The organism is Corynebacterium sp. HMSC067D03 (assembly GCF_001811185.1).
Classification (GTDB): domain Bacteria; phylum Actinomycetota; class Actinomycetes; order Mycobacteriales; family Mycobacteriaceae; genus Corynebacterium; species Corynebacterium coyleae.
In genome coordinates, this window is record NZ_KV803785.1 from 1 (window position 1) to 17,523 (window position 17,523).

Sequence of the window (17,523 nt, forward strand, 5' to 3'; positions counted from 1 at the left end):
ACTCTTCACATAACGAAAAAGCCCGCCAAAAAAGCGGGCCAATCGTCGTGCCGAAATTACTCGGAAGCTTCCTCACCAGCCTCAGAAGACTCAGCGCCAGCCTCAGCGCCGCCCTCCTCAGCAGCCTCAGCCTCAGCCTCGAGGTCCTCATCAACCTGCTCGAAGGTGATGTTGACAAGCAAGTTCTCCGGATCGGTGATCAGCTCCGCACCCGCCGGCAGCTCGAGATCGCCAGCGGTGATCTGGTCGCCGATCTCCTTGCCCTCGATGGACACGGTGATCTCGTCCGGGATAGACAGAGCGTCGATCTCGATCTCGACAACGTCGGCTTCCTGGAACACAACAGCGCCCGGAGCAGCCTCGCCCTCGGTGACAACCGGAACCTCGACGGTAACCTTCTCGCCACGCTTAATGCCGAACAGGTCAATGTGGTCGATCTCGAGGGTGAGCACGTTCTGGTCGACGTGCTTAACCATGGCGAGCAGCTTCTCACCATCGAGCTCGAGCTCGACGATGGCGTTAGTGCCGTCGTTACGCACAATCGCAGTCATCTCAATACGATCAACAGCGAAGTGGATGTTCTCAATGCCCTTTTCGTACAGGACACCCGGGATCTTGCCATCGCGACGCAGACGACGTGCGGAGCCCTTGCCAAACTCCTCGCGACGCTCACCCTGAATAACAGTTGGGGTAATAGCCATGTTGTACTCCTTCGGTTGGAAGGGCCACAGGCTTTGCCTGCGACCACTTAACGGATTGTGCTCGTCGAGTGATCGCATAGTGGATCTTCATCGCGTCGATAACGGCCCGAAAGCCCTCGCCGAGACTGCTACAGGCTACCAGCCGACTTTTCCCACACAAAATGCCCCGCCGCCTGGAGGTCCTCATGATCATGGCCAAGCGGGATGCCGGTGCGATCACGCACAAGCAGCGTAACGACGAACCCCGTCAACGTCGCCGCCATCAAATACACCGTAATCGCCGCCGTACCACCAGTAGCCTCACGCAACGCAGCCGCAATCGTTGGAGCAAACGCACCACCAAGAATTGCACCCAACGCGTACGAAATCGACGCCCCGGACGCCCGGACCGAAGCCGGGAAAAGCTCCGCGTAGAAAGCGCCAATCTCGCCGTACGTCAGGCCCAGGCCAACGGTGAGGAAAATCAACGCCGCGGTGATCTTTGCAATCGAACCCGTATCGACGAGCGGGAACAACACCGCAACACCCGCCGCCTGAACCACAAACCCGATCGCAAGCGTGCGCTTACGCCCGATGTAGTCCGAGACCCACCCGGCGAACGCGGTAGTGAACAACCACACCGCAGCCGATGCAGTGACAGCCCACAGAATGTCCCCGCGTGAAAGCCCAATGCCGGTGGGGTCGGTGACGTAGTTCTGGATGTAGCCGCCGGTTGTCATGTAACCGACGGCGCCGTTGGCGGCGAAGATCAGGGCGGCTGCGAGGACAACTCCCGCGTGAGATTTGAACAGGCCGCTGATGGGGCTGCGGGTGCCGGTCTCGCGCATCTCCTCGACGACGGGCGATTCTTCGACGCCGGTGCGGATCCACCAGCCGAGGAACGTCAGCGCGATGGACAGCAGGAAGGGAATGCGCCAGCCCCATTCGACGAAGGCGTCACCGGGGGCGACGGCGGTCATCAGGGCGAGCATGCCGGAGGACATGAGCAGGCCAGCGGGAACACCGACCTGGGGGCCGGCGCCGTAAAGGCCGCGTTTGTTCACAGGGGCGTGTTCGACGGCGAGGAGGACTGCGGAGCCCCATTCGCCGCCGGCCGATGTGCCCTGCAGGATGCGCAGGAGAATCAGTGCGGCGGGGGCAAGCCAACCGATGGTGTCGTAGGTGGGCAGCAGGCCGATAAGCGTGGTGGCGGTGCCCATGGTGAACAGGGTGATCATGAGCACGCCGCGGCGCCCGAATCGGTCGGCGTAGTGGCCAGCCAGCACCGCACCGAGCGGGCGGAACAGGAAGGACAAGCCGACGGTGAGGAAGCTCACGATCGTCGCCGCAGCAGGTCCGAGGGGACCGAACATGGTCTGGTTAAACACCAAACCGGCGACGGCGGCGTAGAGGAAGTAGTCGTACCACTCGATGGCTGTGCCGATGGTGGTCGCCGCGATCACGCGGCGGCGCTCACTACGCACGGTCCCATGCTTTCAGGAAGGCGTCGGTTTCGGCTGAGTTGGTGACGGTGACGCGGATACCTTCCGGGAAAGAACGCACCAGCACGCCCTCTGCCGCTAGCCGGTCAGCTTTTTCACGCGGGAAATCCGGCAGCCAGATGAAGTTGGCTTGGGATTCGGGGAGGTTGAGTGCGGTGGTGAGGTGTTGGCGTTGGGTGATGGTGTCGTCGATACGCGTTTGCAGCTCGGAGGTGGCCTTGAGGGAGGCGAGGGCTGCGGTTTGGGCGACGGCGTTGACGGAGAAGGGGACGGCGACTTTGTTGAGGGCGCTGATGATGTCGGCGGGGCCGAAGGCGTAGCCGATGCGGGCGCCTGCAAGGCCGTAGGCTTTGGAGAAGGTGCGCAGGCCGACGACGTTGGGGTAGCGGGTGATGACGTCGGTGGCGACGGGGGTGTCGGTGGCGCGGTTGTATTCGAAGTAGGCCTCGTCGAGTGCGACGAGGATGTCGGATGGGACGGCGTCCATGAAGGTTTCGAACTCGGCGTTGGTGATGGTGGTGCCGGTTGGGTTGTTGGGGTTGCACACGAAGATGAGTTTCGTACGTTCGGTAATCGCTGCGGCCATGGCGGTCAGGTCGAGGCGGTGCTCCGCGTCGAGTGGGATGGCGACGGGGGTTGCGCCGACGATGCGGGCGAAGATGGGGTAGGCCTCGAAGCTGCGCCAGGGGAAGATGATTTCGTCGCCGGGCTGTGCGGTGATTGTCGCGAGTTGTTGGCACAGGGCGGAGGAGCCGGTGCCGACGGCGACCTGGTCGATGGTCACGCCGAGGTGTTCGGCAAGGGCGGTGCGGATGTCGGTGGCGCCCATGTCGGGGTAGCGGTTCATGGAGCCGAGGGTGTCGCGCATCGCCTCGAGTACGGAGGGCAGTGGGCCTTCGGCGCATTCGTTGGAGGAGAGTTTGATGGCCTGGTCGTTGCGGGCGCCTGGAACGTAGTCGGGGATGGTGTCGAGGTCTGGGCGGATCATGTTGCGGGTCATGCGTTGCTCCTGCGTTGCGTTGTCAGCCAGATGAGGCCGAGGGCGAGGATCCAGCCGAAGAGTGTGGCTAGACCCATGCGGTAATCGGGAAGAATACCCATTAGTACGAGTACGAGGGCGAAAAATGCGATGCAGATCCAGTTCGCAACTGGGTAGAACGGGGCGGGGAATTTTGTGTTGCCGGCGTGTTTGCGGAAGTTCAGGTGGGATAGGCAGATGCCGGCCCAGGTGATCAATTCCGTGCCGACGATGATGGCGAGCAGGATGGCGAAGATTTTGCCTTCGAAGAAGTAGTTGAGGATGACGACGACGCCCATGAGGGTGGCGTCGAAAAGCAGTGCTTTGGTGGGCAGACCTTTGCGGTTGGTTTCGGCGAGGGCTTTGGGGGCTTGGCCGTTGCGGGCGAGGTCGCGGAGCATGCGGGCGCCGGAGTAGGTCATGGTGTTGAGCACGGAGAACACGGCGACGACGATGACGACGTTCAAGGCGGTCGCTGCGCCGGAGAACCCGACGCCGGTGAGTACGCGGATGAACGGGCTTTCGTTGGTGTCCTGCTCGTTCCACGGTGCGAGCAGCAGGATGGTGCCGATGCCGCCGAGGTAGAACACGAGGATGCGCCACACGACGGAGTTGACCGCGCGGGGGATTGCCTTGTCTGGGTCGTCAGCTTCGCCGGCGGCAGTGCCAATGGACATGATGCCGCCGAAGGTGAAGGTCACTGCGACGAGTGCGAACAGGACACCGGAGATGCCGTTTGGCATGAAGCCGCCGTGGTCGGTGATGTGTTGCAGGCCGATGGCGGGTTCGGATCCGACGCCGAAGACAAGCGCGAGGCCGAGCACGATCATGAGGACGAGTGCTGCCACTTTGATCAGGGAAAGCCAGTATTCGGTGGTGGCGAACACGCGCACGTTGAGCACGTTGAGGACGACGACGAGCAGCAGCGAGACTAGCGCGGTGACCCAGTGGGGGATGTGGGGGAACCAGTAGTCCAGGAAGGTACCCATGGCGGTCAGTTCCAGCATGCCGACAACGACGGTGGTGAACCACCAGTTCCAGCCGGTGATAAATCCGGCTCCGCGGCCGATGAATTCGCGAGAGTATGCGGCAAAGGATCCGGAGACGGGGTGTTCGACGGCCATTTCGCCGAGCATGCGCATGAGGAAGTAAACGATGACGCCGACGATGGCGAAGGAGATCAAGACGGCGGGGCCGGCGTATTGGATGGAGCTGGCGGAGCCGAGGAAAAGTCCGGTGCCGATGGATGATCCGAAGGCGATCATCATCAGTTGGCGGCTTTTGACGCTTCGTTTGAGTCCTTGTTCTTGGAGGCTCATGGGTTAGTTTCCTGTCGGGGGACGTGAGGTGGTGCGGGAGAGTCCGCGGAATTCTGCGATGACGGTGTCGCCGTCGTAAAGGGTGACGTCGGACAGTCCGTTGCGACCCCATTGGTGGTGTTCACGGGCGACGCCGCGGATGGTGCGGCCCATTTTCGCGGGTGCGAGGTAGATCATTTCGGATTGTGCGCTGACGGTGGGCTCAGTGCGGCGCGAGTTGCAGGCGCCACCGAAGAGGGCGTCGGCGAAGGTGAACAGTACGCCGCCTTGGCAGACACCGAATCCGTTTGCATGCCGCTTATCGACGACAAACTCACCTTCCGCCACGCCTGGCTCTAACCGTGTGATGATGGCGCCCAGATACTCGAGGGTGGCGTCGCCGTCGTACATGGCTTTGGCGTGCTCAAGCTCTGGGGTGATTTCTACGGATTCGGCGTAGCGGTTGTACATGAGAATGTGTCCTTTCCCTAAGCGTGAAGCCGGGGCAGCGGTGAAGCTGCCCCGGCTGTCGCGGTCAAGAGTGGTTTAGGCCTGGCCCTCGAAGAGGGTGGTCACGGAACCGTTTTCGAAGATTTCGCGGATGGTCTTTGCCAGCAGTGGTGCGATCGACAGCACGGTGAGGTTCTTCCAACCTTCGGTGTTTTGCGGCAGGGTGTCGGTGGTGATGACTTCCTCGGCGCCGCAGTCGCTGAGGCGCTCGCGTGCCGGGTCGGAGAAGACACCGTGGGTGCAGGCGATGACGACGGACTTCGCGCCGGCTTCCTTGAGCACGCCGACGGCGCCTGCGATGGTGCCGCCGGTGTCGATCATGTCGTCCATGAGGATGCAGTCTTTGCCCTCGACGTCGCCGACGACACGGTTGGAGACAACCTTGTTTGCGGCGTCGATGTCGCGGGTTTTGTGGACGAAGGCCATGGGGGCGTCGCCAAGCATGTTGGCCCACTTCTCAGCGGACTTCACTCGGCCGGCATCCGGGGAGACCACCACGAGGTTGTCCAGCGAGTACTTGGACTTGATGTAGTCCACCAGGATCGGCTGGGCGTGCATGTGGTCGACCGGGCCGTCGAAGAAGCCCTGGATCTGGTCGGTGTGCAGGTCGACGGAGACGATGCGGTCCGCGCCTGCTGCGGAGAGCAGGTCTGCGATGAGGCGGGCGGAGATCGGCTCGCGGCCGCGGTGCTTCTTGTCCTGGCGTGCGTACGGGTAGAACGGCAGGATCGCGGTGATGCGCTTCGCGGAGCCACGCTTGAGCGCGTCGATCATGATCAACTGCTCCATGAGCCACTTGTTCAGCGGCTGTGCGTGGGACTGCATGACAAAGCAGTCGGAGCCACGGACGGACTCTTCGAAGCGGATGAAGATTTCGCCGTTGGCGAAGTCACGGGCGGTGGTAGGCACGAGCTCGATGCCGAGTTCGTCTGCTACGGCCTCTGCCAGTTCCGGGTGCGCACGCCCGGTGAAGACCTTGAGGTTTTTGTGGCTTTCTGTGGAGTAACCAGTCATGTTTGAACCTTTACTTCTCGCGTGCTTTCTTTGCAGCTTCTGCCGCGTCGGATCCGGGGCGGCGCTTTTCTACCCAGCCCTCGATGTTGCGCTGGTGGCCCTCCTTGATGGCGAGCGCGCCGGCTGGAACATCTTCCGTGACTACTGTACCCGCGCCGGTATACGCGCCATCACCGATATTGACCGGTGCGACAAACATGGTGTCTGAGCCGGTACGGCAGTAGTCGCCGATGGTGGTGTGGTGCTTGTTCACTCCGTCGTAGTTAGCGAAAACGCTGGAGGCGCCGATGTTGGAGTGCTTGCCTACGGTGGCGTCGCCGATGTAGGTCAGGTGGGGCACCTTGGAGCCTTCGCCGATCTTGGCGTTTTTGGATTCGACGAAGCCGCCGAGTTTGCCGCGGGCGCCGAGTTCGGTGCCGGGGCGGATGTAGGTGAAGGGGCCGACGGTGGCTTCTTCACCGATGACGCCGAGTTCGCCTTGGGTGCGTACGACGGTGGCGCGGGCGCCGACTTCCATGTCGGTCAGAGTGGTGTCGGGGCCGATTTCGGCACCATCGCCGATGACGGTGGAGCCCCACAGTTGGGTGTTGGGGTGGATGATGACGTCGCGGCCGATTTCTACCTCGACGCCGATCCAGGTGGTGGCCGGGTCGATGACGGTTGCGCCGTTGCGCATGGCGCGCTCGACGAGGCGGCGGTTGAGTTCTTTGCCTGCTTCGGCGAGTTGGACGCGGTCGTTGACACCGGCGAGTTCGCGGGCATCAGGTGCGATGAAGGCGGAGACTTTGCGGCCGTCGTTGCGGGCGATGCCGAGGACGTCGGTGATGTAGAACTCGCCTTGGGCGTTGTCGGGGGTGACGCGCGCGAGGGCGTCGCGAAGCACGGTGGCGTCGAAGGCGAAGACACCGGAGTTGACTTCGTGGACCTTGCGTTGTTCGTCGGTGGCGTCTTTTTCTTCGACGATTTCGAGCACGTCGCCAGCTTCGCCGCGGATGATGCGGCCGTAGCCAGTGGGGTTGTCGAATTCGAGGGAGAGCACGGTTACGGCGGCATGCTCGGACTCATGCTTTTCGACGAGCGCCTGCAACGTCTCCGGCGTCAGCAACGGCACGTCACCGTTGGTGACCACGACAGTGCCGTCGAAATCCGGAATCGCCGACAGGCCGACCTGCACTGCGTGGCCGGTGCCGTTTTGCTCCTCCTGGATAGCCTGGCGGATCTCCACGTGCATCTGCTCGGCGATGTGCTCCACGGCTGGGGCGACCTGGTCGCGCTGGTGGCCGACCACAGCAACGAGGTAGGTCGGTTCCACACCGGCTGCGGCGTGCAGCGAATGGGAGAGCAGGCTGCGCCCGCCGATTTCGTGCAGCGTCTTTTGGCGGTCGGACTTCATGCGGGTTCCCGCGCCGGCCGCGAGCACGACAACGGCGCGATCGGAGTGGTTAGGCACTCGATTACTCCTTGGGGGTGGACGTTTTGAGATCGGCCCCAAGCATAACGCCTATGGGCTCTGGCCTACTTGTTTGCCGAGACTTCCTTCAGGTTCGCGGCACCAAACACACCGGCGTAACCAACAACAGCCAGGAAGATCAGCGCTGCCTGCGGGCCGAGCAGCACAACCGCCGAGGAGATTGCGCCGACAACGAGCAGGACGATGCCCATGACGGTGTTGGCGGCACCCGTGATCATGGTGCGCCTGTCGCCGTCGGCCATGTCTACCAGGTAGGTCTTGCGGCTGACCCGCACTGCGGTGTGGGCGAGGTTGACCAGGAAGAAGCCTAGGGGCATGACCCAGGCGTTGATGGTGTCGTCGACAAGCTGTGCGCTGGCAACGAGCAGGATGAGCACAGTGGACGCGAAACCTGCAGCCCACGCCATCATGCGTTTCGACGACCTGTCCGACAACCGGCCCGAAACCTGCCCGCCAAGCAGCGACGCGCCGCCGGAGGCAACGATGAACGCACCGAGGCCCGTGAGGTCGGCGCCTTCGCGACTGCCCAACACGACGATAAACGGAGTGGAAAGCGCGGTGACCAGCATGAGCGAGCGCACGATGAGGAATCGTTGCAGGTCGCGGTCGGAGGTGACCAGCTTCCACATGTCGTGGAAGCCTTGGCCGTTGGAGGTGTCGGTGTCGGGAGTGGGCTCGTCGATACGCATGAACACGAGCGAAGCGAGCGCCCACATCGACGCACCGCCGGCGAGCAGCGCGGCGAGTGACCACTGCGGAAGTTCGTTGGGGATAAACGACAGTGCGAGACCGATCGCGAGAGTGAAACCGCCGGCGAGCGCGGTGGCGCGACCGGTGATGTCGCCGCGGTGGCCTTTGGAAATCGTGCGGCCCTGGACATCTTTGCCTGCGATGGAGCAGATGGAGCGAAACACCGCGTGCACCGCAAGCAGGACAATGACTGCGATGCCGAGCGCACTTCCCTCGAGCAACAGCGCGCTAAGCGCAATGCCGGCAGAGGCCAGCGCTTGGCCCCACGAGCCGATCAACCAGACTCGTTTGCGCGAGCTTTGCGACGTCACCCACGGGCTCAAAAACGCCTGCGGCAGCATCGAGCCTGACTCGCGAATTGGCACGAGAAACGACGTGAACGCCGCCGGCACCCCAGCAGCATTGAACAGCCACGGCAGCACCGTTTTCGGGGCGACTACCTGATCGCCAATGTTTTGTAAGCCGTTCGACCAGATGAACCGGCGGGCATTCGCTTCCTCGTTACGCATATATCGGGATAGTAGGATCATTCATGGTTTTCGGCGAGTTTTTGGAGGACGTAATGGCTTTTTCTCGACGCACATTTTTTAAAGGGACCGTTTTCGCCGTTGCAGCCGCAGCCACGGGTGCTGCATTGGCTGGGTGCTCGACATCAAACCAGCCCACCCCGCGTGGTGCCGACGCCGAAGCACGCCCGCTGCCTATCCCGCCGCTGTACGAAGGCACACTCGACGGCAACGTGCGCCGCTTCGAACTGACAGCCCAGGAGGGCGAATCCGAAATCATCCCCGGTGTCATGACCAAGACTTGGGGCTTCAACGGGCCGTTCTTGGGCCCAACGCTGTACATGCGGCGCGGCGAACGCATTGAAATGACCGTGCACAACAACGTGCCGGAGCCGACCGTGGTGCACTGGCACGGCCTGCACCTGCCGGCCGCTGCGGACGGCGGACCGGCGCTGATGTTTGACCCGGGTGAGTCTTGGTCGCCGTCGTGGACCGTCGATCAGCCCGCCGCGACCTGCTGGTACCACCCGCACCCGCACGAGATATCCGCGGTGCACGCCTACCGCGGCCTTGCCGGCGGTCTGATTGTCGACGACGACACCACCGCCATCCCCGGCCTGCCCGCCGACTACGGCGTCGATGACATCCCGGTGATCCTGACCAACGCCAACTTCACCGAGGACGGCCAGCTGGACGAGGAAAACGGTTGGGTCGGCGACACCGTTGTGGTCAACGGCATTACCAAACCGCGTTTCGACGCGACCACCCGACGCGTGCGCCTCCGCGTGCTCAACGGGTCCGTGTTGCGTTTCCATCACCTGACGTTGGGGGTGCCGTTCAAGATCGTCGCGACCGATCAGGGGTTCCTCGATTCTCCGGTGGAGGTCGATGGCGTGCTGCTCACCCCGGGCGAGCGTGTGGAGATCGTAGTGGATCTCGAGCCGGGCAAGGATGTGATGTTGCGCAGCGATGGACTCCCGGATCTTGGTGGCCTGCCGGATAAGGAGACTGCCGACATGTTCGGCGCCCGCGACACCTTTGACCTGCTTGAGATCACTGCTCCGGCGGAGGATGCGCCGGCCTCGCCCGCGTTGCCGGAGGAATTGGTGGAGTTGGATGTGCCGTCGTCTGCCACCGTGGAACGCGAGTTCCGTCTCAATGGCATTGAGATCAATGGCCAAACGATGGACATGTCGCGTGTGGATTTTGTTGTTGATCACGACGGGCCTGAGATCTGGCGAGTGACCAATGAGAACGAGGACATGCTGCACAACTTCCACATCCACAACGCACGCTTCGCCGTACAAGGTGTTGAGGGTGGGGAAGTGGAGTTCACCGCGGGCTGGCACGACACCATCGACGTGCCTCCGCTGTCTACGGTGACGTTGCTTGTCGAGTTGGGCTACCACCCGGATCCGACGTTGGCGTACATGTATCACTGCCACATGCTCAACCACGAGGACCAGGGCATGATGGGCCAGTTTGTCATTGTCGAGCCCGGCCAGGAGCCGGACCTTGCGTTGCCTCACGGCCACGAGCACTAGATTGCTTTTCGACGACACCACGCCCCGGCGAGACCTTTTCGCCGGGGCGTGGTTTCTGGTTTGGGTGCTTGCTGCTCGTGGTGGCTATCGGCGCACGTTGTAGCCGATGACCTCCGGTAGTAGCAGCGGTGCGTCACCGAGCAGCGCTTTAAGGTTTCCTTCGCGCTCGACTGCGCTGGTGACGGTCTTGACCTTGGCTGCTGCCTTATCCGATGCGCGACCGTTTTGGTTTCGCCCGGCCATCATTGGCTGCCCAGCCATGACACCGCCACCTCGGGCCGCTGTGTTATTCGCGCCGTGTGCGCCGTGTGCGCCGTGTGCTGAGCCTGGCGCCGCGTGTGCCGACGAGCCACCCGAGGCACCACCGTGCGCCCCCGGTGCACCAGCGGAACCGCCAGCACCTGGTGTACCTGCGCCCGCGCTTGTGCCAGATCCGAACCCACCGGAGGCGTTTCCGAATCCTGCATTGCCGAACCCTGGCCGGCCAGCGTGCATACCAGCACCTGCGTGCGCGCCGGATCCGGTACCGAAGCCACCACCGATACCGCTACCGGCTCCGGCAGCACGCCCACCGAAGGCAGAGGCAGCGGGGGAGCCGGCCCGTGAACCGCTGGGCGCACCGAAGCCGGTGCCGGATTGGCCCGCGCGCGCCGCGTGGCGGCCGGTGCCTGCAGCGTTGCCGGTTCCTCCAGCGACCGGAGCGAATCCACCGGCACCGCCACCGGTACCCGCTGAAGCGCCGCCGGTGTTCGTGCCAGGCATCGCTGCTGGGTTGAGAGCACCGTTGAATCCGGGGCCACCAGCGCCGTGCAAACCACCTGTAGGGATAGAACCGCCAGCGGGACTCATCGCGTTCGGGCTTGGGGGAGCCAACACTGCCGATGCAGCTTGCGTAGGCGTTGCCCCGGCCGGGATGGAATCGAGCACATGCGGCGACGGGCGACCTATGTTGTGCAGAACCTCTGACGGAGTCTTCGCATTCGCGATGTCGCCGTAGCCTCGGCTCGCGATCGCATCCTGGATCGCGCGCGGTAATTCCGCAGGCTCAAACGCCGGTGCTGTTGGCGACGGGATGCTGTCAGCGTTAAAAGGATCACCCGGCATCGACTTCAAGTCGGGCAGCAGTCGATTAAACGTAGGGATCGTCGCTACCAGGTTTGATGTCATTCTGCCCGGGAAGTTCAACAGGTATGCCTGTTCGATCGCCAGTTTCTCCTCCGGAGTCGGCGCTGCGTTGTACGCCAGGACGGCTCCGGAAGCGATGATTTTCTCCGCGTCAGCGGCATCAGCAAGCATCGCGGTGTGTGCAGCCAACGAGCGTGAATTAGCCACGTACTCCATACCCGCATTCTGAACTTGGGTGATGGTCCGCATTGCGTTCTGGATCCACGACGTTTCCGCCGAGGAACTCAGAGCGTGCTGCACTTCGTGGAGCTCCTCCATCGCATCGGTGATTAGTTCTGCATTTGAGTTCCAGAACTCGGAAGCAGACATCGCACGAGAAGTGTCGGTCTCCAACAACTTGGCGTGCAAGGCGTGCAGCGACGAATCACCAGTTGCGACTGCTGCCGGGTTTGCAAACGTGTTGGTTTTCGGGTCGACCGAACGCGACTTCTGCAGGAGCTCGATCAGTTGCGGCTGCACCTGGTTCACGCGCCCCTCAAACACTGGACCCAGCGACGCCAACGCACCGGACAAAGAATCATCTGTCCGCAGCGTGTTGTTCAGTGCTGTTTCAAGAATGTTCGCCGTTCCCAGCAAGTAGGTTGCCACCGCGTAATTTGCTTCTGGTGCGTTTACGTCCCCGATTGGGCTCAGTGTGCGTCCTGCGTCTGCGAGACCACTGACCTGTGAAAATGAAGAAAGCGGATTCATACCACCAAGGTTTAAATTCACAGTGAGTTTTTCTCCGACGCTACGGAGTTGTTGTACTGCCGATTCGACTTGATCAACGTCGATAAGGATCCCCATAAATACCCCCAATTATTTTGAATTTGAGAAAAGGTTAGCCGAACACTCGTCATTACGGAAGAGGATGTCCAATAAAATGGACATCATTGCGAATGTGCTGAATGAGATGTGAAGAGTGTTTCTAAAGCTTTTTGAGCTTTGGCACAGTTGGATTCCAGCGAGCTAGACAGCCCGATTCCGACTGCGAGCATTGCGACTGCACCACGAACAGTGTCGACCTGTGCAAAACAACCTGTACTTGCGCCGATGCGAGGGCTGAAAACGTACATCTCCGGAAGGCTCATCGACTGCCATTTTTGTTCTGTGCCGTACGTGTCCTCGATCACTGAACGATTGGAGATGTTGTTAGAGATAGTTACAGAATTCTTGCCACTATCAGAATTTAAAATACAAGATTTCATCCCTCCCGAGATACCCGCGTACTTCTCCGGCAGCGGCTCCACATCCTCGAACCCCGCAGCGGCGAATTCTTCCTGCGTGATTTCCGTGCAGGGATCGAAGATGTCGTCGCCGATTGTGTACGGGTCGAAGTCGCCGATTTCTAGCACGCCGCTTTTGAACACGAATGCCTGTGCTTGAGGCTTATCCTCCGCGGATTCGGGTGGTGTGCCGGAATCGATGTTGGGCGTGGTGTCGTCGTTACGCAGTTGCTCTGTAGTGCACCCCGAGAGCATCACGCATAGAGCTGTAGAAAGTATTGCGAATCGTTTCATTTCCCCTCCCCATATGAAAAAGCTTCCCCACCAGGACTCGAACCTAGAATGACGGTACCAAAAACCGTAGTGTTGCCGATTACACCATGGGGAATAGCATCGCTGATTGTAGACCACATCCCGTGGCAACCAAAGATGGGGTGTGTCGGAGAGGGATCTAGAGTGGAACACATGGCTCGTAGGCGAATGACTGCACCCCAGCGTAGGGAACAATTATTAGGCGTTGGGCGCGCTGCTTTTGCTGAGCGCGGATACGACGGGATCTCCATGGAGGAGATTGCGGCTCGCGCCGGGGTGACCAAGCCGGTGGTGTATGAGCACTTTGGGGGTAAAGAGGGCTTGTACCAGGCGGTTATTCGTCGGGAGATGGTCCGCCTGGAGGAGACGATTATGGGGTCTATCCAGGAGGGGCGCTGGCGCGATCGCATTGAGCGTGGTGTGTTGGCGTTGCTGACGTACGTGGAGGATGACACCGACGGGTTTGTTATCCTTGCGCATGGTCAGTTGCCGGGGGAGGGGCGGACGTATTCGACGATTCTTAACCGTGTGACCGCTGAGGTTTCCCACCTGCTGGCGGAGGCGTTTAAGCACCGTGGATTAGATGAGGCGATGGCCGGGTTGTACGGTCAGGCGCTGGTTGGCACGGTGTCTAATTCTGCGCTGTGGTGGCTGGACCAGCGTGAGCCAGACAAGCATATTGTGGCGGCGCATATCTCTAACCTGTGTTGGAATGGGTTGCGGGGGATGGAGGCCAAGCCGCATATTGCTGGTGAAGATGTCGCTGGAGATGAGCGCGCTGTGGATCGCGAAGCGAACGAAGAGGAAGCATTGCATGACTGATAACACCCCGCCCGTGCTTGGTGGGCTGCTCACCCAGGCGTTGACGGACCCGAAGTTGAAGGGTTTGGTGACGCATGTGGGGGAAGATTCGCTGCATATTACCGGCATTGACCAGGCACGTTCCTGGACTGCTGGTGCGATCGCGCGTGAGACCCCGGTGCTGTTGGTGACGGCGACGGGGCACGAGGCGGAAGACCTCACGGCGGAGCTCAAGGCAATGCTTGGCGACGACAAGGTCGCCCAATTCCCCGCCTACGAGACGTTGCCCCATGAGCGCTTGTCGCCAGCTGCGGACATTGTTGGCCGCCGTGCGAAGGTGCTGTGGGATATGCCGCGGGTGATCGTGGCTGCGGCGCGCGCCGTGTGCCAGCCGGTTTTGCCTGCGATTGAGCCGATTCGGGTGGCGGTGGACCAGGAAGCCGACTTTGAGGACCTGACGCAGCAGTTGGTGCATTTCGCCTACAACCACGTGGATATGGTTGCGGGCCGTGGCGAGTTTGCTACCCGTGGCGGCATCATTGACGTTTTCCCGACTACTGCCCAGAACCCTGTGCGTATCGAGTTCTGGGGCAACGAAGTCACCGACATCCGCTCCTTTGCGGTTGCGGATCAGCGCACCATCGAAGAGGTTGGTGCCGTCGAACTGTTTCCAGCAAGGCAGTTGCTTATCGACGACACCGTGGCCGCCAAAGCCGACGACCTGGCTCGCAAATTCCCGTCGAACCCCACCTTGTCGTCGCTGCTTGCACGCATTTCCGAAAAGCAGCCGGCGGACGGCATGGAAGCGATCATCCCGGCACTGACCGATAAGACGTATTCGGTGCTGCCGGAATTGATGCCGGCCGGTTCGGTGGTGTTGGTGACCAACCCGGAGAAGGTTCGCACTCGCATTGCCGACTTGGAAGCGACCGACCGCGAGTTCCTCGAGGCCGGCTGGGAGGCCGCCGCGATGGGCGCCGAAGGCCCGGTGGCGGTGGAAGGCCTGGACGTTTCTGCCTCGTCGTACCGTTCGTTCGAGTCCCTGGAGGTCTCCGCGTCGAAGGCCGGAAACGCCTGGTGGACATTTGCTCCTCCCGGAATGTTTGCTGCGGATGATGCAGAGACGCTGCCGCTCGAGTTCGAGGCGGCACCCGCCCCGAAGGGTGATCCGAAGGAGATTGAGCAGCTCTACGCCACGCTGAAACTGCACGTGACGCAAAACCACGGCAAGGCCGCCTATGTCGCTCCGGCCAAAGGTGCGATCGACCGCATGGCGGAGCGGCTGCGCGAACACGGCGTGTCCGCACGAGTGGCCACACCTGGGCTCGAGCCCGTCGATGGCGCAGTTACGCTCTACCAGGCGTTATCGCACGCAGGCCTCGTTTTCGGCGGGCCGAACTTGGTCGTTATTACTGAAACGGACCTGACCGGCAACCGCGTCGGCGACATCGCCGGCGCTAAGCGACGCGCCCCGCGCCGCCGCAACCGCGTCGACCCGTTGGCTTTGCAGCCGGGTGATTTCGTGGTGCATGACACCCACGGCATCGGCAAGTTTGTAAAGATGGCGGAGCGCACTATCAAGGCCGGCGATGAGGCGTCGCGACGCGAATACATCGTGCTCGAGTACCAGCCCGCCAAGCGCGGACAGCCCGGCGACCAACTCTGGGTGCCCATGGAGTCGCTGGACCTGCTGAGTAAGTACACCGGTGGCGAGAAGCCGTCGCTAAGCAAGATGGGCGGCTCGGACTGGAAGTCCACCAAGCGCAAGGCGCGCGCCGCCGTGCGCGAGATCGCCGGCGAGTTGGTGGAGCTCTACGCCAAGCGCCAAGCCGCGCCGGGCCACGCGTTCGCACCGGATACCCCCTGGCAGCTCGAGATGGAAGATGCCTTCCCGTTCGTAGAGACGGAAGACCAGCTCAACGCCATCGAAGCGGTCAAGGAAGACATGGAAAAGCCCACGCCGATGGACCGCGTGATCGTGGGCGATGTGGGCTTCGGCAAAACCGAGGTGGCCGTGCGTGCCGCGTTTAAGGCAGTGCAGGACGGCAAACAGGTCGCGGTGCTGGTGCCGACGACGCTGCTTGCCCAGCAGCATTACTCCACCTTCACGCAGCGCATGGATGGTTTTGGGGTGGAGGTTCGCGAGCTGTCGCGTTTCACCTCTACCGCGGATTCGAAGAAGATCCTCGCAGGTCTTGCGGATGGTTCCGTAGACATCGTCATTGGTACCCACCGACTGCTGCAGACGGGCGTGCAGTGGAAGAACCTCGGTCTGATCATCGTGGACGAGGAGCAGCGCTTCGGTGTCGAGCACAAGGAGCACATCAAGGCGCTGAAGTCGCACGTTGACGTGCTTACCATGACAGCAACGCCGATTCCGCGCACGCTTGAGATGTCGCTGACCGGCATCCGCGAGATGACCTCGATTACCACCGCGCCGGAGGATCGTCACCCGGTGCTCACGTATGTCGGTCCGCAGGAGGATAAGCAGGTGGCGGCGGCGATTCGTCGAGAATTGCTTCGCGACGGCCAAGTCTTCTACATCCACAACAAAGTCTCCGACATCGAAAAAACTGCCCGCCAACTGCGCGAACTCGTTCCCGAGGCCCGCGTCGTTGTCGCCCACGGCCAGATGAGCGAGCAGGTGCTCGAGCAGACCGTGCAGGGTTTTTGGAACCGCGAATACGACGTCATGGTGTGCACCACGATCGTGGAGACCGGCCTGGACATCGCCAACGCCAACACCCTGATCGTGGAAAACGCCCAGAACATGGGGCTGAGCCAGTTGCACCAGCTGCGCGGCCGTGTGGGGCGTTCCCGCGAGCGTGCCTACGCGTACTTCCTGTACCCGAAGGACAAAACACTCACCGAGACCTCCTACGACCGCCTGGCCACCATCGCCCAAAACAACGACCTGGGTGCCGGCATGGCCGTTGCCCAGAAGGACCTGGAGATGCGCGGCGCCGGCAACGTGCTCGGCGCGGAACAGTCCGGCCACATCGCGGGCGTGGGCTTCGACATGTACGTCCGCTTGGTCAGCGAGGCCGTGGAAACCTTCAAGGGCCTCATGAGCGGCAAACCCATCGACGCCACCGACAAAGGCCCGAAGGAAATCCGCGTCGACCTGCCCGTGGACGCACACATTCCGGAGACCTACATCAACTCCGAGCGCTTGCGCCTCGAGGTGTACCGCAAGCTCGCAGAAGCGCGTGACGACGACGCCCTAACCGCCGCAGCCGACGACATGATCGACCGCTTCGGCACCTTGCCAATTGAGGTCGAGCGGCTCATGGCCGTAGCCCGATTGCGCAACCAGGCACGTGCAGTTGGCGTTTCCGAGATCTTGACCCAGGGAACGCGCATCAAACTCCACCCAGTCGAGTTGCCTGACTCTAAGCAGGTGCGCCTGAAGCGCTTGTACCCGGGGGCGAACTTCCGGGCTGCGGCAAAGGCGCTGCAGGTGCCGATGCCCAAGGAAGGCGGAGCAAAGCGGGCACTCAACGCTCCAAACCTGCGCGATATGGAATTGCTGCAGTGGGTCGCCGACTTCATGACCGACGTCCTCGACGCCCCCAAGATCGCCGTGGCGGGATCGGCTGCGGAGGAGACACCGAAGAAGAAGGTGTTCTCGGTCAGCGAGTAGGCGCTACCGCGTCAGTGATCCCCCTTCAGACGAAGAAGGACGCTCGGACCGATCGTCTAGCTCTGTGTTTGTGGAACCAGACGA

The 17,523-nt window shown here is 61.9% G+C and carries 13 protein-coding genes; 3 read left to right on the forward strand and 10 right to left on the reverse strand.

What is annotated here, in order from left to right:
• Positions 1–56: 56 nt before the first annotated feature.
• The 8 genes from HMPREF2785_RS02255 to HMPREF2785_RS02290 all read right to left on the reverse strand — a co-directional run bounded on the left by HMPREF2785_RS02255 (position 57) and on the right by HMPREF2785_RS02290 (position 8,752).
• Positions 57–701: a 50S ribosomal protein L25/general stress protein Ctc gene (locus HMPREF2785_RS02255; RefSeq protein ID WP_070614157.1), complete on the reverse strand. Its 645-nt coding sequence runs from the start codon at positions 699–701 to the stop codon at positions 57–59.
• A gap of 128 nt (positions 702–829) precedes the next feature.
• Complete coding sequence (locus HMPREF2785_RS02260) at positions 830–2,164, reverse strand: MFS transporter (RefSeq protein ID WP_070483226.1); 1,335 nt, start codon at positions 2,162–2,164, stop codon at positions 830–832.
• A complete protein-coding gene (hisC, locus tag HMPREF2785_RS02265) occupies positions 2,157–3,170 on the reverse strand; it encodes a histidinol-phosphate transaminase (protein ID WP_070614162.1) in 1,014 nt (337 codons plus the stop codon). Before hisC ends, HMPREF2785_RS02260 begins: the two co-directional genes overlap by 8 nt.
• Positions 3,171–3,178: 8 nt before the next feature.
• Positions 3,179–4,519: an amino acid permease gene (locus tag HMPREF2785_RS02270; RefSeq protein WP_070451137.1), complete on the reverse strand. Its 1,341-nt coding sequence runs from the start codon at positions 4,517–4,519 to the stop codon at positions 3,179–3,181.
• A 3-nt stretch (positions 4,520–4,522) separates the two neighbouring features.
• On the reverse strand, positions 4,523–4,969 hold the full coding sequence (locus tag HMPREF2785_RS02275; RefSeq protein WP_070422624.1) for a hotdog fold thioesterase: 447 nt from the start codon (positions 4,967–4,969) through the stop codon (positions 4,523–4,525).
• Between the two features lie 75 nt (positions 4,970–5,044).
• Entirely contained in the window at positions 5,045–6,022 is a 978-nt protein-coding gene (locus tag HMPREF2785_RS02280; protein ID WP_070422625.1) for a ribose-phosphate diphosphokinase, read from the reverse strand.
• Positions 6,023–6,032: 10 nt separating this feature from the next.
• A complete protein-coding gene (gene glmU / locus HMPREF2785_RS02285) occupies positions 6,033–7,472 on the reverse strand; it encodes a bifunctional UDP-N-acetylglucosamine diphosphorylase/glucosamine-1-phosphate N-acetyltransferase GlmU (RefSeq protein WP_083279453.1) in 1,440 nt (479 codons plus the stop codon).
• A 65-nt stretch (positions 7,473–7,537) separates the two neighbouring features.
• A complete protein-coding gene (locus HMPREF2785_RS02290) occupies positions 7,538–8,752 on the reverse strand; it encodes an MFS transporter (RefSeq protein ID WP_070614158.1) in 1,215 nt (404 codons plus the stop codon).
• 53 nt (positions 8,753–8,805) lie between these two features.
• Here HMPREF2785_RS02290 and HMPREF2785_RS02295 point away from each other — a divergent pair, with 53 nt between their 5' ends.
• Positions 8,806–10,293: a multicopper oxidase family protein gene (locus HMPREF2785_RS02295; protein WP_070614163.1), complete on the forward strand. Its 1,488-nt coding sequence runs from the start codon at positions 8,806–8,808 to the stop codon at positions 10,291–10,293.
• An 84-nt stretch (positions 10,294–10,377) separates the two neighbouring features.
• On the opposite strand, the gene HMPREF2785_RS02300 is transcribed toward HMPREF2785_RS02295, so the two are convergent.
• The gene (locus HMPREF2785_RS02300; protein ID WP_070614159.1) at positions 10,378–12,066 is read right to left on the reverse strand and encodes a hypothetical protein; all 1,689 of its coding nucleotides are present in this window, start codon (positions 12,064–12,066) and stop codon (positions 10,378–10,380) included.
• 281 nt (positions 12,067–12,347) lie between these two features.
• Positions 12,348–12,977 carry a DUF3558 family protein gene (locus HMPREF2785_RS02305; RefSeq protein WP_083308824.1) on the reverse strand — a complete coding sequence of 210 codons (630 nt, stop codon included), beginning with the start codon at positions 12,975–12,977 and terminating at the stop codon, positions 12,348–12,350.
• 171 nt (positions 12,978–13,148) lie between these two features.
• Between HMPREF2785_RS02305 and HMPREF2785_RS02310 the strand changes: the two genes are divergently transcribed.
• Positions 13,149–13,817, forward strand: a complete 669-nt coding sequence (locus HMPREF2785_RS02310) for a TetR/AcrR family transcriptional regulator (RefSeq protein ID WP_070422629.1) — start codon at positions 13,149–13,151, stop codon at positions 13,815–13,817.
• On the forward strand, positions 13,810–17,439 hold the full coding sequence (gene mfd / locus HMPREF2785_RS02315; protein WP_070614161.1) for a transcription-repair coupling factor: 3,630 nt from the start codon (positions 13,810–13,812) through the stop codon (positions 17,437–17,439). The genes HMPREF2785_RS02310 and mfd overlap by 8 nt, the downstream gene beginning before the upstream one ends.
• Positions 17,440–17,523: the final 84 nt, after the last annotated feature.